16 protein-coding genes and 2 tRNA genes are annotated in these 20,339 nt (G+C 64.7%); 16 read left to right on the forward strand and 2 right to left on the reverse strand.

Features of this window, described 5'->3' with window-relative positions:
• The 16 genes from nuoI (at position 1) to CR919_RS04685 (ending at position 18,161) form a co-directional block, all read left to right on the forward strand.
• Complete coding sequence (nuoI, locus tag CR919_RS04610) at positions 1 to 489, forward strand: NADH-quinone oxidoreductase subunit NuoI (protein ID WP_005417924.1); 489 nt, start codon at positions 1 to 3, stop codon at positions 487 to 489.
• 9 nt (positions 490 to 498) lie between these two features.
• Positions 499 to 1,155: an NADH-quinone oxidoreductase subunit J gene (locus CR919_RS04615; protein ID WP_099819058.1), complete on the forward strand. Its 657-nt coding sequence runs from the start codon at positions 499 to 501 to the stop codon at positions 1,153 to 1,155.
• Positions 1,152 to 1,457, forward strand: a complete 306-nt coding sequence (nuoK, locus tag CR919_RS04620) for an NADH-quinone oxidoreductase subunit NuoK (RefSeq protein ID WP_006381125.1) — start codon at positions 1,152 to 1,154, stop codon at positions 1,455 to 1,457. The genes CR919_RS04615 and nuoK overlap by 4 nt, the downstream gene beginning before the upstream one ends.
• 7 nt (positions 1,458 to 1,464) lie before the next feature.
• On the forward strand, positions 1,465 to 3,624 hold the full coding sequence (gene nuoL / locus CR919_RS04625; RefSeq protein ID WP_099819059.1) for an NADH-quinone oxidoreductase subunit L: 2,160 nt from the start codon (positions 1,465 to 1,467) through the stop codon (positions 3,622 to 3,624).
• Positions 3,625 to 3,647: 23 nt separating this feature from the next.
• Positions 3,648 to 5,156 carry an NADH-quinone oxidoreductase subunit M gene (locus CR919_RS04630; protein ID WP_099819060.1) on the forward strand — a complete coding sequence of 503 codons (1,509 nt, stop codon included), beginning with the start codon at positions 3,648 to 3,650 and terminating at the stop codon, positions 5,154 to 5,156.
• Positions 5,157 to 5,171: 15 nt separating this feature from the next.
• Entirely contained in the window at positions 5,172 to 6,632 is a 1,461-nt protein-coding gene (gene nuoN / locus CR919_RS04635) for an NADH-quinone oxidoreductase subunit NuoN (RefSeq protein WP_099819061.1), read from the forward strand.
• 129 nt (positions 6,633 to 6,761) lie between these two features.
• A tRNA-Met gene (locus CR919_RS04640) sits at positions 6,762 to 6,838 on the forward strand.
• 84 nt (positions 6,839 to 6,922) lie between these two features.
• Positions 6,923 to 6,999, forward strand: a tRNA-Met gene (locus CR919_RS04645).
• Positions 7,000 to 7,399: 400 nt separating this feature from the next.
• Complete coding sequence (gene rimP / locus CR919_RS04650) at positions 7,400 to 7,990, forward strand: ribosome maturation factor RimP (protein ID WP_089236292.1); 591 nt, start codon at positions 7,400 to 7,402, stop codon at positions 7,988 to 7,990.
• 4 nt (positions 7,991 to 7,994) lie between these two features.
• Entirely contained in the window at positions 7,995 to 9,506 is a 1,512-nt protein-coding gene (nusA, locus tag CR919_RS04655; RefSeq protein ID WP_099819062.1) for a transcription termination factor NusA, read from the forward strand.
• A gap of 92 nt (positions 9,507 to 9,598) precedes the next feature.
• Complete coding sequence (infB, locus tag CR919_RS04660) at positions 9,599 to 12,244, forward strand: translation initiation factor IF-2 (protein ID WP_099819063.1); 2,646 nt, start codon at positions 9,599 to 9,601, stop codon at positions 12,242 to 12,244.
• A gap of 99 nt (positions 12,245 to 12,343) precedes the next feature.
• Positions 12,344 to 12,727 (forward strand): 30S ribosome-binding factor RbfA, encoded by a 384-nt coding sequence (gene rbfA, locus CR919_RS04665; RefSeq protein WP_025876229.1) that lies wholly within the window; start codon positions 12,344 to 12,346, stop codon positions 12,725 to 12,727.
• 109 nt (positions 12,728 to 12,836) lie between these two features.
• Positions 12,837 to 13,745 carry a tRNA pseudouridine(55) synthase TruB gene (gene truB / locus CR919_RS04670; protein ID WP_099819064.1) on the forward strand — a complete coding sequence of 303 codons (909 nt, stop codon included), beginning with the start codon at positions 12,837 to 12,839 and terminating at the stop codon, positions 13,743 to 13,745.
• Between the two features lie 178 nt (positions 13,746 to 13,923).
• Positions 13,924 to 14,184, forward strand: coding sequence for a 30S ribosomal protein S15 (gene rpsO, locus CR919_RS04675; protein WP_005410445.1), 261 nt, complete (start codon positions 13,924 to 13,926; stop codon positions 14,182 to 14,184).
• A 147-nt stretch (positions 14,185 to 14,331) separates the two neighbouring features.
• Positions 14,332 to 16,440 (forward strand): polyribonucleotide nucleotidyltransferase, encoded by a 2,109-nt coding sequence (gene pnp, locus CR919_RS04680; RefSeq protein WP_099819065.1) that lies wholly within the window; start codon positions 14,332 to 14,334, stop codon positions 16,438 to 16,440.
• A gap of 161 nt (positions 16,441 to 16,601) precedes the next feature.
• Positions 16,602 to 18,161 carry a winged helix-turn-helix transcriptional regulator gene (locus CR919_RS04685; protein WP_099819120.1) on the forward strand — a complete coding sequence of 520 codons (1,560 nt, stop codon included), beginning with the start codon at positions 16,602 to 16,604 and terminating at the stop codon, positions 18,159 to 18,161.
• Here CR919_RS04685 and CR919_RS04690 read toward each other — a convergent pair.
• Positions 18,130 to 19,188, reverse strand: a complete 1,059-nt coding sequence (locus tag CR919_RS04690) for a serine hydrolase (protein ID WP_099819066.1) — start codon at positions 19,186 to 19,188, stop codon at positions 18,130 to 18,132. The two genes, CR919_RS04685 and CR919_RS04690, sit on opposite strands and share 32 nt — an antisense overlap.
• 103 nt (positions 19,189 to 19,291) lie before the next feature.
• Positions 19,292 to 20,278, reverse strand: a complete 987-nt coding sequence (locus tag CR919_RS04695; protein ID WP_099819067.1) for a hypothetical protein — start codon at positions 20,276 to 20,278, stop codon at positions 19,292 to 19,294.
• Positions 20,279 to 20,339 lie beyond the last annotated feature (61 nt).

The following is a 20,339-nucleotide window of genomic DNA, read 5'->3' on the forward strand; positions in this document are numbered from 1 at the left end:
ATGAACAGGATTACCCATTACTTCAAGAGCCTGCTGCTGCTCGAACTGCTGGCCGGTCTCTGGCTGACGCTGAAGTACAGCTTCAAGCCGAAGTACACGATGATGTACCCGATGGAGAAGTTCCCGCAGTCGCCGCGCTTCCGTGGCCTGCACGCCCTGCGCCGTTATCCCAACGGTGAAGAGCGCTGCATCGCCTGCAAGCTGTGCGAAGCGGTGTGCCCGGCATTGGCCATCACCATCGATTCGGCCAAGCGCGAGGACGGCACCCGCCGTACCACCCGCTACGACATCGATCTGTTCAAGTGCATCTTCTGCGGCTTCTGTGAGGAAAGCTGCCCGGTGGACTCGATCGTCGAGACCCACATCCTCGAGTACCACTTCGAGAATCGTGGCGAAAACATCGTTACCAAGCCGCAGCTGCTGGCCCTGGGCGACCGTCTCGAATCCGAGATCGCCGAGCGTCGTGCCGCCGATGCCGCTTACCGCTGAGGTCGAGAGATGGATTGGGTAAATATCGCTTTCTGGGTCTTCGCCATCGCGGCAACGGTTTCGGCCGCTGCGGTGATCAGCGTGCGCAACCCCGTGCATGCTGTCCTGTGCCTGGTGCTGACCTTCTTCTCCATCGCCTGCGTGTGGCTGCTGGTCGGCGCCGAGTTCCTCGGCGTTGCGCTGGTGCTGGTCTACGTCGGGGCGGTGATGGTGCTGTTCCTGTTTGTGGTGATGATGCTGGACATCGATCCTACGAAGATGCGTGAAGGCTGGGTGCGCTACCTGCCGGTCGGCCTCATCGTTGCCGTGGCGATGCTGGTGCAGATGCTGACCCTGATCGGCGTGAAGAGCAGGGCGGTCACTCCGTTCCCGGCCGACAACGCCGCTGCGCTCGCCGCCGACAGCTCCAACGTCACCTGGCTGGCCCGCACCCTGTTCACTGAATACCTGCTGCCGTTCGAGTTCGCTGCCGTCATCCTGACCGTGGCCGTGGTCGCCGCGGTGATGCTGACCCTGCGCCGTCGTACCGGTGTAAAGAGCCAGAACCCGGGTGAGCAGACCATGGTCAAGGCGGGCGACCGTCTGCGCATGGTCAAGATGGGCGCCGAAGTGCCGGTCGTGCACAGCAACAGCAAGCCGGTTGCCGGCGAGGAGACCCAGCCGTGATTACCCTTGGCCACATGCTTGCGCTCGGCGCGGTGCTGTTCGCCATCAGCCTGGCCGGTATCTTCCTCAACCGGAAGAACGTCATCGTCCTGCTGATGTCGATCGAACTGATGCTGCTGTCGGTGAACGTCAATTTCGTCGCGTTCTCGCGTCAGTTGGGTGATCCGTCCGGTCAGCTGTTCGTGTTCTTCATCCTGACCGTCGCCGCAGCCGAGGCCGCCATCGGCCTGGCGATCCTGGTGACCCTGTTCCGTACACGCCGAACGATCAATGTCGGCGAAGTCGATTCGTTGAAGGGCTGATCCACAGATGGAAATCACTCTCTCCAAGAGTCTGTTGATCGCAGTGGTGCTTGCACCGCTGTTCGGCAGCATCATCGCCGGCCTGTTCGGTCGCCAGGTCAAGCGCTTCGGCGCGCAGACCATCACCATCCTCGGTGTCGCCGTTGCCTGCGGCCTGTCGATGCACACGCTCTACCAGCTGCTGTGGGGCGGGGCGCAGCCGTTCAACGAGAACCTGTACACGTTCTTCGAAGTCGGCCAGTACTCGGCCCACGTCGGTTTCATGGTCGACAAGCTGACCGCGATGATGATGGTGGTGGTGACCTTCGTGTCGCTGCTGGTCCACATCTACACGATCGGCTACATGCAGGACGATCCGGGTTACCAGCGGTTCTTCAGCTACATCTCGCTGTTCACCTTCTCGATGCTCACCCTGGTGATGAGCAACAACTTCCTGCAGCTGTTCTTCGGCTGGGAAGCAGTGGGTCTGGTGTCGTACCTGCTGATCGGTTTCTGGTTCAAGCGCCCGACCGCGATCTTCGCCAACATGAAGGCGTTCCTGGTCAACCGCGTCGGTGACTTCGGCTTCCTGCTGGGCATCGCCGGTGTGTTGTGGGTGTTCGGTACCCTGGATTACTCGCAGGTGTTCTCGCAGGCCGGCATGCTCGCCGACCCGCGCACCCAGCTGCAGATCTGGGACGGCACCATGTTCGGCATGCAGCTGCTCAACGAGCCTGTGATCTGGTCGATCGCCACCGTGATCTGCATCGGCCTGTTCATCGGCGCCATGGGCAAGTCGGCGCAGGTTCCGCTGCACGTGTGGCTGCCGGATTCGATGGAAGGCCCGACCCCGATCTCGGCACTGATCCACGCCGCGACGATGGTGACCGCCGGTATCTTCATGGTCACCCGCATGTCGCCGCTGTTCGAGCTGTCGCAGACCGCGCTGAACTTCATCCTGTTCATCGGTGCCACCACTGCGTTCTTCACCGGCCTGATCGGCATCGTGCAGAACGACATCAAGCGCGTCGTCGCGTACTCCACGCTGTCGCAGCTGGGTTACATGACCGTGGCGCTGGGCGTGTCGGCGTATTCCGCTGCCGTGTTCCACCTGATGACCCACGCCTTCTTCAAGGCGCTGCTGTTCCTCGGTGCCGGCTCGGTCATCATCGCGATGCACCACGAGCAGGACATGCGCAAGATGGGCGGCCTGCGCAAGTACATGCCGATCACCTTCATCACCATGTGGATCGGTACCCTGGCCCTGGTCGGTACGCCGTTCTTCTCCGGCTTCTACTCGAAGGACACCATCATCGAGGCCGCCGAGATCCACGCCCACATGCAGAACAGCTGGGTGGCCACCTATGGCTACTGGGCCGTGCTGGGTGGCGTGCTGGTGACCAGCTTCTACAGCTTCCGCCTGCTGTTCCTGACCTTCCATGGCAAGGAACGCTTCCGCGATGCACACGATGATCACGGCCATGGTCATGACGACCACCATGCCGCCGACGCGCACCATGCCGACGCGCATGACGACCACGGCCACGGCCACGGTCCGCATGAGCCGCATGAAACGCCGTGGGTGGTGACGCTGCCGCTGATCCTGCTGGCCATCCCGTCGATCGCCATCGGTTTCTTCAGCATCGGTCCGATGCTGCACGGCACCGACTGGGCCGGTCATCACGCCCACGAGGCGATCAAGGGCCAGGTCAACACGTTCTTCACCGGCATCGTCGATTTCTACGATCCGGCCAAGAACACCGTGGCCTTCCTGGGCGAGGAGTTCCATGGTCCGGTGGCGTTCGCGCTGCACGGCATGATGCTGCCGCCGTTCTGGCTGACCCTGGCAGGCTTCCTGCTGGCTGCGTTGTTCTACCTGTGGAAGCCGGACCTGTCGGGCAAGGCGCGCAAGACCTTCGCCCCGGTGGTGTCCGTGCTGGAAAACAAGTACGGCTTCGACAAGCTGTGGATCGATGGCCTCGCCGGTGGCAGCGTCAAGCTGGGCAAGGTCTCGCGCTGGATCGACAGCAATATCGTCGACGGCGTGGTCAATCTCTCGGCACGTGTTGTGGACGTCGCAGCCAGCGTGCTGCGCCGTACCCAATCCGGTTTCCTCTATCACTACGCCTTCGCGATGATCATCGGCCTGATTGCCCTCCTGGGCGTGCTGATGCATTACCTGCGTTGATGACCTGTACGGAATAAGAAGACGTGTCGAACTGGCCTCTACTCAGTGTCCTCATCTGGCTGCCGATCCTCGGCGGTGCCCTGATCCTTGCGATCCGTGATGCGCAGACCGCCCGCTGGGCGTCGCTGGGCGTCGCGGTGCTGACCTTCGTGGCGAGTCTCTCGCTGCTGGGCGGCTACAACCCGGGCATCGACGCGCTGCAGTTCGTCGAGACCCGCGCCTGGATCCCGACCTACAACATCGGCTACAACCTGGGCGTGGACGGCATCGCCGTAGCGCTGATCCTGCTGACCACGCTGGTCAGCGTGCTCGCCCTGATCGGTGCCTGGAGCGCGATCGACAAGCGCGTGAACCAGTACGTGGCTGCCTTCCTGATCCTGGAAGGTGTCACCGTCGGTATCTTCTCGGCCACGGACGCGATGCTGTTCTACGTGTTCTTCGAGGCGATGCTGATCCCGATGTTCCTGATCATCGGTGTCTGGGGCGGCCCGCGCCGCATCTACGCCGCGCTGAAGTTCTTCCTGTACACCTTCCTCGGCTCGGTGCTGATGCTGGTGGCGCTGATCTACCTGTACATGAAGGGTGGCAGCTTCCAGCTGGCCGACCTGTATGCACTGCAGCTGTCGGGCAAGGAGCAGACCTGGATCTTCTTCGCCTTCCTGATCGCGTTCGCGGTCAAGGTGCCGATGTTCCCGGTGCACACCTGGCTGCCGGACGCGCACGTGGAAGCGCCGACCGCCGGTTCGGTGATCCTGGCCGCCATTGCACTGAAGATCGGTGGCTACGGCTTCCTGCGCTTCAACCTGCCGATCGTCCCCGATGCGTCGCAGGAATGGGCATGGCTGGTCATCGCACTGTCGCTGATCGCGGTGATCTACGTCGGCCTGGTCGCCCTGGTGCAGGACGACATGAAGAAGCTGATCGCCTATTCGTCGATCGCGCACATGGGCTTCGTCACCCTGGGCACCTTCATCGCCCTGTGGCTGGTGCGTGAAGCCGGCAACGTCGATGCGGCCCGCCTGGGCCTGCAGGGCGCCATGGTGCAGATGATCTCGCACGGCTTCGTGTCCGGCGCGATGTTCTCCTGCGTCGGCGTGCTGTACGACCGCATGCACAGCCGCCGCATCGCCGATTACGGCGGCGTGGTCAACGTGATGCCCTGGTTCGCCACCTTCGCCATGCTGTTCTTCATGGCCAACGCGGGCCTGCCGGGTACCAGCGGTTTTGTCGGTGAATTCATGGTCATCCTCGCGGCGTTCCAGCGGAACCCGTGGATCGCCCTGGGCGCAGCCACCACCCTGATCATCGGCGCGGCCTACACCCTGTGGCTGTACAAGCGCGTCTTCTTCGGCGAGGTGGCCAACAGCCACGTCGCCGAACTGAAGGACATCAACGGCCGCGAATGGCTGGTGCTGGGCGTGTTCGCCATTGGCGTGCTGGCCCTGGGCATCTACCCCAAGCCGCTGACCGACCTGATGGAGCCCTCGATCGCAAAGCTGGCGATGCAGATCGCATCCAGCAAGTTGCTGTAATTCCAGGATTTGATGATGACCACCTCGCCGCTGCTGCCACTGACCGCCGCTGACCTGCCACCGCTCGCTCCCGAGCTGGTGCTGATCGGCAGCGCCTTCGCCCTGATGATCCTCGACCTGTTCGTCAGTGAACGGAACAAGATCGTCACCCACCTGTTCTCGGTCGCCGCACTGGCCGTGGTGCTGTTCATGCTGGCCACCGGCGTGGGCGGGCAGGGGGAGGTCTTCCATGGCATGTTCGTGCGCGATACCGCCGCGGACGTGATGAAGACCGGGATCGTGCTGCTCAGCGGCCTGACCCTGATCTATGGCTGGGGCTACCTGCGCGAGCGCAAGCTGTTCCAGGGTGAGATCCCGGTGCTGATCCTGTTCGGCACCGCCGGCATGATGATCCTGGTCTCCGCCGGCAGCCTGCTGATGGTGTACCTGGGCCTGGAACTGCTGGCACTGTGCTCCTACGCGCTGGTCGCCAGCAACCGCGAAAGCGGCTTGGCCTCGGAAGCGGCGATGAAGTACATCGTCCTCGGCTCGCTGGCCTCGGGCCTGCTGCTGTACGGCATGTCGCTGATCTACGGCGCCACCGGCAGCCTCCACCTGGATGCCATCCAGGCCGCCATCCCGCACTCGGAAGAGCGCGTGCTGCTGATCACCGGCGCGGTATTCATGATTGCCGGTGTCGCCTTCAAGCTGGGTGCCGCACCGTTCCACATGTGGCTGCCGGACGTGTACCAGGGTGCTCCGGCACCGATCGCGCTGTTCATCAGCTCGGCACCGAAGCTGGCCGCCTTCGGCATGGCCTATCGCCTGCTGGAAATGGGCGTGGGCCCGCTGTCGACCGAACTGCAGCTGATGATTGCCGGCCTGGCCGCGTTGTCGCTGGTGATCGGCAACCTGATGGCCATCGCGCAGAGCAACCTCAAGCGCCTGCTGGCGTTCTCCACCGTGTCGCACATCGGCTTCCTGCTGATGGGCATCGCCGGCGGCGGTTCGCAGGGCTATGCGGCGGCGCTGTTCTACGCTCTGGCTTACGCGATCATGTCGACCGCAGCCTTCGGCGCGATCATTGCCCTGTCGCGTGCCGGCTTCGAGGCGGAGAACATCGAGGACTTCAAGGGCCTGAACGCCCGCAACCCGTGGATGGCCGGCCTGGTGCTGTGCATCATGGCGTCGCTGGCGGGCATCCCGCCGTTCCTCGGCTTCTGGACCAAGCTGGCCGTGCTCGGCGCCGCCGTCAACGGTGGCCTGCTGTGGCTGGCGATCCTGGGCGTGCTGTGCGCCGTGGTCGGCTGCTTCTACTACCTGCGTGTCATCAAGGTCATGTACTTCGATGAGCCGGTGGGCGAGGCCATGCCGCGCAGCAAGGACCGCGTGCTGGGTGTGGTGCTGGGCGTGAACGCACTGGCATTGCTGGTGCTGGGCCTGGCCTGGAACCCGATCATGGTCTGGTGCCAGCAGGCATTTGCGCATCTTGCATAAAAGTTGACACAAAGCTGCGCGATTCGTGTAATATACGCAGCTTGAGTTGTCACTGCAGCGGTTCAGCCAGAACATCGTTGCGGGGCGCCTCCCTCGCCAGAGTGGAGGCGGCGGTTCAAACACTTCCGGTGCGGGGTGGAGCAGTCTGGCAGCTCGTCGGGCTCATAACCCGAAGGTCGCAGGTTCAAATCCTGCCCCCGCTACCAACACATCGAATCGGCGCCAACCAGTTCGATGAATGAGGAAAAGCTTGCAGGTTTTGAAGTTATCCCTCATAATTCCGCTTCTGATGCGGGGTGGAGCAGTCTGGCAGCTCGTCGGGCTCATAACCCGAAGGTCGCAGGTTCAAATCCTGCCCCCGCTACCAAGTAAAGAATGCGCCTTCGAAGTTCTGCTTCGAAGGCGTTTTTCTTTGGCGCTTCCGCTGATCCACCGGGCATGGCCCGGCGCTGCCATCGCGCGGTCATCCGGTAGCGCCGGGCCATGCCCGGCGAGCGCAGCGGAGGGTTTCAGCACGGCCGCAGCCTTGCACCAGAGCGGTGCAGGGGCTATCATCAGCGGCCTAGAAGTACCCCTGACGGCGGCGCTCCCCATCGGAGATCCACCCGGAAGGAGGGCCGCAACACGCTTGTTCAGCGCGTTGCAACCGGAATCCAGTCACCGGAGTCTTTCCGGAAAAGGGGCCCAGCGGGCCCTTCGTCGTTTTCGGGGCGTCATGTTTCCATGCTGGCCACGGCCGGCACCCAACCAAGAGATCAAGGCAGGCTGTGAGCGACAAGGCAACCGACATCGCGAATCTGCTCGCCCCGACCGTTGTGTCGCTGGGCCTGGAGCTGCTGGGCGTTGAGTATCTGCCGGCCCCCGGCGGTGCGACCCTTCGCCTTTACATCGACGTGCCGCTGGCGGAACAGCCGGAGCGCATCATCAATGTGGACGACTGTGAGCGGGTAAGCCGCGAAGTCTCCGCACAGATGGACGTCGAAGACCCGATCAGCGGCAATTACACGCTGGAAGTGTCTTCGCCGGGCGTGGATCGCCCGCTGTTCAACCTGGAGCAGTTCGGTCGTCACCTCGGCGAATCGGCCAAGGTCACCCTGAAGCTGCCGCAGGAAAACCGCCGCCGCCTGCAGGGTCGCATCGACGCGATCGACGAGGCGCAGGGCAGCATCACTTTCATCGTCGACAATACCGCACTGGTGGTGTCGGCCGACAACATCGACAAGGCGCGGATCATGCCTGACTGGGTGGCGCTGGGGCTGGCCCCGAGCAAGCCGACCGGTCCGGCACCGAAGCGTCCGAAGCCGAACAAGAATTCTTCTTCCAACGAGCCGGCGGCAAAGAAGCCGCGCGCGGAGTGAGCCAATGAGCAAGGAACTGTTGCTGGTAGTGGACGCGGTCGCCAACGAGAAGGGCGTGCCGCGTGAAGTGATCTTCGATGCCATCGAGGCCGCCCTGGCCTCGGCAGCGAAGAAGCGCTATCCCGACGAGGAAGTGCTGACCCGCGTGGTCATCGACCACAAGGATGGCAACTACGAAACCTACCGCCGCTGGGAAGTGGTGGCCGATGACGTGGTGATGGAATCGCCGGATCGCCAGATCCGCCTGATGGACGCGATCGACGAAGCCGAAGGCGTGGACGTCGGCGATTACATCGAAGAGCAGATCGAGAACCCGGACTTCGGTCGCATCGCCGCCCAGGCCGCCAAGCAGGTGATCGTGCAGCGCGTGCGCGAAGCCGAGCGCCAGCAGGTGGTCGATGCATGGGCCGACCGTGTGGGCGAGCTGATCACCGGTGTGGTCAAGCGCGCCGAGCGCGGCAACATCTATGTCGACCTTGGCGGCAACGCCGAAGGCTTCATTCCGAAGGACAAGGGCATTCCGCGTGACGTCCTGCGTGCCGGCGACCGCGTCCGCGGGTACCTGGCCGAAGTGCGTTCGGAGCCGCGTGGCCCGCAGCTGTTCATCAGCCGCGCCGCGCCGGAATTCATGATCGAGCTGTTCAAGCTGGAAGTGCCGGAAGTCGGCCAGGGCCTGGTGGAAATCAAGGCCTGTGCCCGCGACCCGGGCGACCGCGCCAAGATCGCCGTGCTCGCCCACGATGCCCGCACCGATCCGATCGGCGCCTGCATCGGCATGCGCGGTTCGCGCGTGCAGGCCGTGTCCAACGAGCTCAATGGCGAGCGCGTGGACATCGTCCTGTGGAACGAGAACCCGGCCAACTTCGTCATCAACGCGATGGCACCGGCCGAAGTGCAGTCGATCATCGTCGATGAAGACAAGCATTCGATGGACCTGGCCGTTGCTGAAGACCGCCTGGCGCAGGCGATCGGCAAGGGCGGCCAGAACGTGCGCCTGGCCAGCCGCCTGACCGGTTGGCAGCTGAACGTGATGACCCAGGACCAGGTGACCGCCAAGTCGGAAGCCGAACAGGCCTCTGCCCGCCAGCTGTTCATGGACAAGCTGGAAGTGGACGAGGAAATCGCCGGCATCCTGGTCAGCGAAGGCTTCGGCACGGTCGAGGAAATTGCATATGTACCGGTCGGCGAACTGCTGGCCGTGGAAGGTTTCGACGAAGACATCGTCGAAGAGCTGCGCGCACGTGCCCGCGATGCGCTGCTCAATGAGGCCCTGGCAGTCGAGGAAGGCCTGGAGGACGGCCAGCCGGCGCAGGACCTGCTGTCCCTGAAGGGCATGGACGAAGCCACCGCATATGCGTTGGCCGGCCACGGCGTGCGTACCAGCGAGGACTTGTCCGACCTGGCCGCCGACGAGGTCATGGACTTCGGCATCGAAGGGCTGGACCAGGAGCGCGCCGCGGCGCTGATCCTGGCCGCGCGTGCCGAGGAAATCGCCCGACTGGAACGCGGCGAATGAGCCGGCAATGAACAGGGCCCTGAGCCGATCAGGGCGTAGAATCCGCGCCACCTCCAGATGCGGGGGGGCGCCCACAAGATCATAGGATCCGAATGTCGCAGCAAACCACCATCCGCAAGCTTGCTGAACTGGTCAATACACCGGTCGAAAAACTGCTGGAACAGCTGGCTGGTGCCGGCATGAAGTTCAGCGGTCCCGACCAGGTCGTGACCAGCTCCGAGAAAGTGAAGCTCCTGGGCTTCCTTCGTCGCTCGCATGGCAAGCCCGAGCAGGCCCCGGAAGAGACTGATCAGTCTGCCAAGAAGATCACCCTCAACCGTCGCAAGCAGCAGGAAGTGACGGTCAATTCCGGTCGCAGCAAGACAACCGTGAACGTGGAAGTGCGCCAGAAGCGCACCTACGTCAAGGCCGATGGTGGTCGTGCGATGACCCCGGACGAAGAGCGTGCCGACATCCTGCGCAAGCTGGAAGAGTCGCGCGCACGCAACCTCGCCGAGCAGCAGGCCCTGGCCGAGAAGGACCGCCTGCGTGACGAGGAAATCGTCCGCAAGCGCGAGGAAGAGGTCGCTGCCAAGGAGCGTGCCGAGGCCGAGAAGAAGGCGGCCGAGGAAGCTGCGGTTGCCGCCAAGGCTGCCGAGGCCCTGGCTGCCAGCAAGCCCAAGGTGCGTGCTCCGATCGACGAAACCGCGCCGCGCCCGCCGCGCGCTCCGGCCGCAGCCCCGGCTGCTCCGCGTAGTGCAGCGCCGCCGCGCAGCGACGACCGCAACAACCGCAACGCGCCGCGCAACGAGCGTGGTCCGGGTGACCGCTTTGCCGGTCAGATGCACCTGTCCGCCGCCGATCGTGCGCGCCGTGGCAACAGCAACAACAGCAACAACCGTGGTCGCCCGGGCAGCCGCCCGACGTCCGGCCGTCGCGACATGTCGCGCGGCGGTGGCAACTCCGGCCCGCACGCCTTCGAGCGTCCGACCGCACCGGTCGTGCGTGAAGTGGCGATCGGCGACACCATCACCGTGGCCGACCTGGCGCAGAAGCTCGCGCTGAAGGGCGGCGAGGTGGTGAAGGCGCTGTTCAAGATGGGCGTGATGGCCACCATCACCCAGTCCATCGACCACGACACCGCGGCACTGGTCACCGAAGAGCTGGGCCACAAGGCGATCCGCGCCAGCGACAACGACGCCGAAGACGCGCTGTTGGCGTCGGCCGGTGAGAACCAGGGCGAGGCCGTGCAGCGTCCGCCGGTGGTCACCATCATGGGCCACGTCGACCACGGCAAGACCTCGCTGCTGGATTACATCCGTCGCACCAAGGTCGCCACCGGCGAAGCCGGCGGCATCACCCAGCACATCGGTGCGTACCACGTTGAAACGCCGAAGGGCGTCATCAGCTTCCTGGATACCCCGGGCCACGCTGCGTTCACCTCGATGCGTGCCCGCGGTGCCAAGCTGACCGATATCGTGGTGCTGGTCGTGGCGGCCGATGACGGCGTCATGCCGCAGACCAAGGAAGCGATCCAGCACGCCCGTTCGGCGGGTGTGCCGCTGATCGTGGCGATCAACAAGATCGACAAGTCCGGCGCCGACCCGATGCGGGTCAAGAACGAGCTGCTCTCCGAGCAGGTCGTGGCCGAAGATTTCGGTGGCGACACCCAGATGGTGGAGATCTCGGCCAAGACCGGCCTGGGCATCGACGATCTGCTGGAAGCTGTTTCGGTCCAGGCTGAGCTGCTGGAACTGAAGGCGGTCGACGACGGTCGTGCCAACGGCGTGGTCATCGAGTCGTCGCTGGACAAGGGCCGTGGCCCGATCGCGACGGTGCTGGTGCAGCAGGGCCGCCTGAAGAAGGGCGATTACCTGGTGTGCGGCATCCAGTACGGCCGCGTGCGTGCGCTGTTCGACGAAACCGGCAAGCAGCCGGAGTTCGCGGGCCCGTCCATCCCGGTGCAGGTCCTGGGCCTGTCCGGCGTGCCGGAAGCCGGTGACGACTTCGTCGTCGTCGACGACGAGCGTCTGGCCAAGGACGTTGCCCAGCAGCGTGAGACCAAGCGCCGCGAATCGCGCCTGGTCGCTACCGCTGGCAGCCGCATGGAAGACATCATGGCGACCCTCGGCAAGGGCGAGGGCCAGCAGGTCCTCAACCTGGTCATCAAGGCCGACGTGCAGGGTTCGGTGCAGGCGTTGAGCCAGGCTCTGGTGGCGCTGTCCAACGACGACATCCGCATCAACGTGATCCACTCCGGCGTGGGCGGCATCACCGAGTCGGACGCCAATTCGGCGGCCGCTTCGAAGGCGACCGTCATCGGCTTCAACGTGCGTGCGGATGCTTCGGCCCGTCGCATCATCGAATCCAACGGCGTGGACCTGCGTTACTTCTCGATCATCTATGACGTGATCGATCAGGTGAAGCAGGTGGCCTCCGGTCTGCTGGGCGTGGAGATCCGCGAAGAGATCATCGGTATCGCCGAGGTCCGCGACGTCTTCCGCAGCTCCAAGCTGGGTGCCGTCGCCGGCAGCATGGTCATCGAGGGTGTGGTCAAGCGCAACAAGCCGATCCGCGTCCTGCGCGACAGCGTGGTGATCTTCGAAGGCGAACTGGAATCGCTGCGCCGCTTCAAGGAAAACGTCGAGGAAGTCCGCAACGGTACCGAGTGTGGTATCGCGGTGAAGGCCTACAACGACGTCAAGCCGGGTGACCAGATCGAGTGCTTCGAGCGTATCGAAGTGCCGCGCACCCTGTAATGCTGCAACGGACCGGCCCTCACGGGCCGGTCTCGTTTCATCCCGTAAACTGTAGTGCCTGACCTCGGTCGGGCCACAATCGAATCAAGAGCCTGCCGCGTGCCCAAGACTTTCCACCGAACCGACCGTGTATCCGCCCAGCTGCGCCGTGAACTCGGCACCCTGGTGCACAACGCCGTGCGCGAGCACGGGTTGCCCTCGGTGAGCGTGTCCGACGTGGAAATCACCCGCGACATGGCCCACGCCAAGGTGTTCGTCACCGCGCTGATGCCGGAACGTTCGGTGGAAGCAGTGAAGGGCCTGAAGGAACTGGCCTGGGGCCTGCGCATGGAGCTGGCGCGCGCAATGAAGCTGCGGCATGTGCCGGAGCTGCATTTCCACTACGACGACTCGGTCGATCGTGGCGAGCGCATCGACAACCTGCTGCGCGACCTGCCCGATACCGTGGCTGCCGAAAAGCGTCGCGAAGGCGACGAAGAATAACCGCGCGACGCCGGGCATGCCCGGCGTTGCTGCATTCCGGCTGCGCGATGTCTGATGCAGACCGCGCTGCGCGCTCGCCGGGCATGGCCCGGCGCTACCCGTACCTGTCATGACCCGAATTCAGTTCCGCCGCCTGGATGGCATCCTGCTGCTCGACAAGCCGACCGGCATGAGCTCCAACGCCGCGCTGCAGGTCGCCCGTCGCCTGTTCCGTGCGGAAAAGGGCGGCCACACCGGCAGCCTTGACCCGCTGGCCACCGGCCTGTTGCCGTTGTGCTTCGGTGAGGCCACCAAGATCGCCGGCCTGCTGCTGGGCTCGGCCAAGGCCTACGACGCCGAGATCGTGCTGGGCCAGACCACCGATACCGATGACGCCGAGGGCCAGGTGCTGCTCGAGCGGCCGGTGCCCGCGATCAGCCCCGAGACCCTGCAGGCGGCGATCGCGCCGTTGCTGGGCGACATCCTGCAGCGTGCGCCGATCTATTCCGCACTCAAGCAGGGTGGGGAGCCGCTCTATGTGAAGGCCCGCCGTGGCGACGCCATCGAAGCGCCCGAGCGCCAGGTCAAGGTCCACGCCATCGAGATACTGGAGCAGCAGCCCGAGCGGCTGCGGCTGCGGGTCACCTGCGGCTCGGGCACCTATATCCGCAGTCTGGCCCGTGACCTGGGTGAAACGCTGGGCTGCGGCGCACACATCAGTGCCCTGCGCCGGTTGTGGGTGGAGCCGTTCCGCGAACCGGCGATGGTCACCCTGGATCAGTTGAGGGCCTTGGTGGCCGCACAGGACGAGGCCGCCCTGGACGCGCTGCTGCTGCCGTTGGCGGCGGGTCTGTCCGAGTACCCCCGGGTCGACCTGGACGCCGAGCAGGTCCAGCGTTTCTGCGTGGGCCAGCGCCAGCGCGACCCTTCCTGGCCGCGCGGCCTGGTGGCCGTGTTCGGTCCCGGATCGGCGGCGCAGGGCCTGGGCCAGGTCGACGATAGCGGTCTGCTGGCCCCGCAGCGCCGCTTCAACCTCTGAACGGGGAAGCCCGGTTCAGCCCCGGACCTTGTTCCAAAGCCCCCTGGCCGTTACAATTCCGCGGCCGTTTTACGGCAGCCTGCCGAAGGCGGGTTTCATCCATTTGTTGGTTCACGGCGAGCCAGGCGGTGCGCGAAAGCGCGTTCCTGCCGGCCACGCATCACAGAGAAAAAAAGACATGTCGATCGACACCCAGAAGGTCATTGAAGACAACAAGCGCAGCTCGGCTGACACCGGCTCCCCGGAAGTCCAGGTTGCACTGCTGACCGCCCGCATCGAACTGCTGACCGGCCACTTCAAGACCCACAAGAAGGATCACCACAGCCGCCGTGGTCTGCTGCAGATGGTCAACCGCCGCCGCAGCCTGCTCGACTACCTGAAGAAGAAGGACGTCGAGCGTTACAAGGCCCTGATCGAGAAGCTTGGCCTGCGTCGCTAAGCAACGAATCCCCCGCGGCGCAGCGATGCGCCGCGGTTTTGTTTTGTAGCACCGCAATACCTTTTTCAGACCGGAACGACCGGTCATCCGTTGGCGGCAAGGGTCGCCCCCGGTCCATTCGCAGACAGCATCCCCAAGGACACCCCCGTGGCAAAAATCACCAAAACCTTCCAGTACGGCAAGCACACCGTCACGCTTGAGACCGGCGAAATCGCCCGCCAGGCCGGTGGCGCCGTCATCGTCAAGTTCGACGATACCGTGCTGCTGGTCTCCGCCGTTGCCGCCAAGAGCGCGCGTGAGGGCCAGGACTTCTTCCCCCTGACCTGTGACTACCAGGAGAAGTTCTACGCCGGTGGCCGTATCCCGGGTGGCTTCTTCAAGCGCGAAGGCCGCGCGACCGAGAAGGAAACCCTGATCTCGCGTCTGATCGATCGTCCGATCCGCCCGCTGTTCCCGGAAGACTACAAGAACGAAGTCCAGATCATCGCCACGGTGATGTCGCTGAACCCGGACATCGACGGTGACATCCCGGCGCTGATCGGTGCCTCGGCTGCGCTGTCGCTGGCCGGTACCCCGTTCAAGGGTCCGATCGCCGCCGCCAAGGTGGGTTACAAGAACGGTGAGTACATCCTCAACCCGACCGTGACCGAGCTGAAGGATTCGGAGCTGGAGCTGGTCGTTGCCGGTACCGCCAACGCCGTGCTGATGGTGGAATCCGAAGCGGCGCTGCTGTCCGAAGACGTGATGCTGGGCGCTGTGACCTTCGGTCACCGCGAAATGCAGAAGGTCATCAACGCCATCAACGAGCTGACCGTCGAAGCCGGCACCAAGCCGTCGACCTGGGAAGCCCCGGCCAAGAACACCGCGCTGATCAGCGCCCTGCAGGAAGCCATCGGCCCGCGTCTGGGCGAAGCCTTCCAGGTGCGCGACAAGCTGCAGCGCCGTGACGCCATCTCGGCGATCAAGAAGGACGTGACCGAGTCGCTGGCTGGCCGCGTTGCCGCCGACGGCTGGAACCCGGCCGAGCTGTCGAAGGAATTCGGTGAGCTGGAATACAGCACCATGCGCAACTCGGTGCTGGACACCAAGGTCCGCATCGACGGCCGTGCGCTGGACACCGTCCGCCCGATCGCCGTGAAGACCGGCATCCTGCCGCGTACCCATGGTTCCTCGCTGTTCACCCGCGGCGAAACGCAGGCCATCGTGACCATCACCCTGGGCACCGCCCGTGATGGCCAGGTCATCGATGCCGTCTCCGGTGAGTACAAAGAGAACTTCCTGTTCCATTACAACTTCCCCCCCTACTCGGTGGGTGAGACCGGCCGCATGATGGGCCCGAAGCGTCGCGAGATCGGCCACGGCCGTCTGGCCAAGCGCGGCGTGCTGGCAGTGATGCCGTCGCTGGAATCCTTCCCGTACACCATCCGCGTCGTCTCGGAGATCACCGAGTCGAACGGTTCCTCGTCGATGGCCTCGGTCTGCGGCTCGTCGCTGGCCCTGATGGACGCCGGCGTGCCGGTGAAGGCACCGGTTGCCGGTATCGCCATGGGTCTGGTCAAGGAAGGCGATCGCTTCGTCGTCCTGTCCGACATCCTGGGTGACGAAGATCACCTGGGCGACATGGACTTCAAGGTTGCCGGTACCGCTGAGGGCATTTCCGCCCTGCAGATGGACATCAAGATCGAAGGCATCACCGAAGAGATCATGAAGCAGGCTCTGCAGCAGGCCAAGGCTGGCCGTCTGCACATCCTGGGCGAAATGGCCCATGGCCTGACCGCTCCGCGCGAAGAGCTGTCGGACTACGCGCCGCGTCTGCTGACCATCAAGATCCACCCGGACAAGATCCGCGAAGTGATCGGCAAGGGTGGTTCGACCATCCAGGCCATCACCAAGGAAACCGGCACCCAGATCGACATCCAGGATGACGGCACCATCGTCATCGCGTCGGTCAATGCCATCGCTGCGCAGGCTGCCAAGGCCCGCATCGAGCAGATCACCTCGGACGTCGAGCCGGGCCGCATCTACGAAGGCAAGGTCGCCAAGATCATGGACTTCGGTGCGTTCGTCACCATCCTGCCGGGCAAGGACGGCCTGGTGCACGTGTCGCAGATCTCCAGCGACCGCGTCGAGAAGGTCGGCGACGTGCTGAAGGAAGGCGATGTGGTCAAGGTCAAGGTGCTGGAAGTCGACAAGCAGGGCCGTATCCGCCTGTCGATGAAGGCCGTCGAGGAAGGCGAAGGCGCCACCGCCGAGTAATCGACCTCCGGTCGATTCCGGTAGGTGTCAGCCTTGGTTGACACGCCTCGATTCCGGTAGGTGTCAACCTTGGTTGACACGCCGAAATGAAAAAGCGGGCTTCGGCCCGCTTTTTCTTTGCCTGCTGTCGCGTCGGCCGCGCCGACCGCTATGCTTCGCGCATGGACAGCCTGCGTCTGCTCGACCTTGAAATCGATTGCCCTGCACAGCGGGTCACCCGCGCAGGCGTCGCATTGCCGGTCCATGGCCTGAGCTGGCGCCTGTTCGGAGTGCTGCTGGAGCGCGGTACCGACATCGTCGATTTCGACACCCTGGCCGAACAGGTCTGGGCACCAGCGGTCGTCGGCGAAGATGCGATCAGCCAGCGGGTGAAGCTGCTGCGGCAGGCACTGGGGGATGACAGCCGCCGCCCGCGCTATATCCGCTCGGTACGTGGACGTGGCTACCAGCTGTGCGCTGCGCCGGTCGTGCTGGAGCCGACCTCGCCGCCAACTGCGCGCCGCAAGTGGCCTTGGCTGGCTGGCGGTGCCGCCGCCGTTGCCGTACTGGCCACTGTTCTACTGTGGCCCACTACGACAGCGCCGCCGGCCGCGCAGGCGCTGCTGCAGCGCGCGGAGTACTATGCCAGCATCGGCCAGGCCGGTAACAACGAGCGCGCCATTGCTCTGTACCGTCAGGCGCTGCAGGTGGATCCCGAATCCAGCAGCGCACGACGCGGGCTGTCACGCGCCTTGTCCGCGCAGGGGTGCCTGTTCAATGGCTCGGCTGCGCAGATGGACGAAGCCCTTGCCCTGGCGGACGCTGAACTCCGTCGCGCTTTCGATGACGGTGCGGCACACGCATTGCGCGGCTATGCCTACGACTGCCTGGGGCGAATGGGTGAGGCCATTGCCGATTACCAGCGCGCCATCCAGCTGGATCCCGCTGATGAGCGCACGCGCGCATCGCTGGCCTATCTGCACCAGGAGCAGGGCCATCTCGTTCTTGCGCTGCGCGACAACCTCGCATTGAAGGCGCCCGAGCGCCTGCGTTTCCGCGACGTGCAGGTGGCACGTGAACTGGAGCTGCTGGGCTTCACCCAGGCGGCGGCACAACGTCACGCGCGGAACTTCCAGCTGTACCCCGACAACGTCTTTGCCAACATCGCCTGGCCGCGCAGCCTGTTTGCAGCCGGTGCATCCGGGCCCGCCAGGCAGGCGCTGTCCGAAGCACTGTCGCGCGGCACCCCGCATCCACAACTGCTGCGACTGCAGGGCGAACTGGCGCTGCAGGCCGGGGATCGCGCCGCCGCCGCCGCTGCCTTCGAGCAGGGTCGCCAACTGCGTCCGCAGCAGTCGTTGGGACAGGCCCTGGCCATGCTGTACGCAGAGCCGGGCCCGTCACCGGAATGGATCGGCAACCGCCTGACGGTGTTGCAGGCGCAGCGCGGCGACGGTTGGTCCGATGCGGCACTTGAGCGGGCCCTGCTGTTGCAGGCGCAAAGCGACCCGGAGGCTGCCGTCACCGCGCTGCAGCAGGCGGTCAATGATGGCTTCCGCGATGCGGCGTGGCTGCGCGCCACGCCGCTGTTCGCGCCCTTGCACAGCACTTCGGGATGGGCGGCTCTGCTGGCGCGCATCGATGCCGACATCGCACGCCAACGCAGCCGGGTACTGGCTGCTGACTGGCGTCCCGCCGACCTCTCGGGCCTCAGCGCAGCGCCGGCAACAGGAACTCGGTGAGAATCCGTCGCGACTGTGGGTGGGCCAGGCTGCGGTTGTAGGCCTGGCTGGCGATCACGGCCACGGCGCGATGCTGCGGCAGCAGGAAGACGTAGTTGCCGCCATTGCCGGACATTGCCCACACCGTCTGTGGTTTGCCGTCGACCACCAGCTTCAATCCCCACCATTGATAGCCGTAGTCACTGCCATCACCGGCCTGTGTCTGCGGTTGGATCATGGCGGCAATGTAGTCGGGCGGCAGAAGTTGTCGGCCCTGCCAGCGGCCGCCATCCAGTACCAGTTGGCCCAGCCTGGCCAGATCGCGGCTGCGGTAGCGGGTGCCGCCGCCGCCCATGCCGATGCCCTCGGGTGAACGGTTCCAGTGGCTTGCGGTGATTCCCAGCGGTCGCTCCAGCACGCGTGCGGCGTAGTCTGCCAGCGGCTGACCGGTCGCCTGTTCCAGCACCGCGCCGAGCACGAAGGAATTGGCGGTGCAGTAGGCGAAGGCACGCCCGTGCGGGCTGTCCGCCGGACGCGGTATCCATGGTGCGAATCCTTTGACCGGCAACCCCAGGGTGAAATCGAGCCAGCGTTCGGTCACGTACATGCGCTCTTCGTTGCCTGCCGAGAACGCATTCTCGTCATCGCACTCCCACAGGGAACTCATGGTCAGCAGATCTTCCACCGTGGTTTGACGCAGGCGCGGGTCCACCGGATGGCGGGCTGTGTAAGCGGGGAAGTAGTCATAGACGCGCGCGTGCACGCCCGGCAGCTTGCCCTCGCCGATGGCGGCCCCCACCAGCAGGGCGGTCACGCTCTTGCTGGCCGAACGCACGTCGTGCAGGGTCTGCGCATCGGCGCCGTTGAAGTAGCCCTCGTAGACGACCTTGCCGTCCACCTGCAGCAGCACGCTGCGGATCTGCTTCAGTTCATCGCTGGCAATGGCGTGTTGCAGTGCCTGCAGGCGCGCAGGGTCGGGTGGGGCGGCAGTGCAGGGCAGGCTGAGAAGAGACGCCAGCAGGCCGGAAATGGCCAGGAGTGAACGCATGATCGGGCTCCATCGAAAGGAGCCCGATTGGGCCAGAGCACCGGCTGAAGTGCTGGAAATTCCCCTGAAGAATTCTGAAAGCCTTGCGCTGCAAGGCTCGGCGCTACACGGGCTGTTCTTCTTCGTGCCCCAGCCACCACACCTGACCGGGCTCCGGGTCCTGAAGTGGATGCTCGCGCTGTTCAATCGCCTCCAGCACGCGCCCGCTGCCGGCTGACGTCCATGCCGCCATCAGCCTCTCCACCGCGGCGCGACCCTGCGCGGCAATACCGAGATTGCGTTCGCGCGCCCAGCCCTGGTCATCATCGGGGCTGTCGTTATCGTGCTGGTGAGGTGCACCATAGCTGCAGCGCAGGCACAGGTGGCGTACCGAACGGGTCCAATCCTCGACCAGGCCGATGCCGGGCAATGTGAGCGCCCGCAGCGCGGCGATGTCGTCCTGCGAATCGCATTGCACGAACACCGCGTAGGTCGCCATGTCCGACTGCCGCAGGCGCTGCATGGCATTGAACACGGGTACTTCGCGCTCGCCGTACGCGCGACGCCCGGTGGATGCACCGTCGTGCAGGACGATGTCACCGAAGCGGAATCCGCTCTCAGGCAGCGGTACGTTCTCCAGCCGTGCGCGTACCGGATCCAACCGGCGCATGTACACGGTCTCGCCGCCGGACCACGGATTCAGGCGGACACAGGCAACGCCGAAATTGCCGTCGATCGGGCCTTCGCCTTCGGGCAGTGTGATGCCGCAACGGGTCCATTGCCGGCGCGCCTCGGCCCAATCACCGGCGCCGGTGGCGGCAATGCCGGCATTCCATGTGGTGGCCTCATCGAGGCCATCGCGCAATTGCTCGGAGCGCAGGTTGTCCTGCAGCGACGCAGGCCAGTCACGCAGGTACTTGTGTGCCAGCCCGCGCATGTAGTGCAGGTGCGGGATGTCGGGCGTCCATTCGACAAGCTGGCCGAACAGGGCCGCTGCATCAGCCAGCTCGCCTTCGTCAAAGGCCGCGTAGGCACTTGCCTCCAGTGCCTGCAGCTTCTCCAGGGTCTCGTCGTCGAGCAGTGTGCCGTCTGCCTCGTGGTCTGTGGTCATGTCCGTGTGCCAGTGAAATTCCAGCGCCACCTTAGCTCAGGCAGGTCGTGTGTTGTCCTGC

It is taken from the genome of Stenotrophomonas sp. LMG 10879, assembly GCF_002750935.1.
Lineage (GTDB): Bacteria > Pseudomonadota > Gammaproteobacteria > Xanthomonadales > Xanthomonadaceae > Stenotrophomonas > Stenotrophomonas lactitubi_B.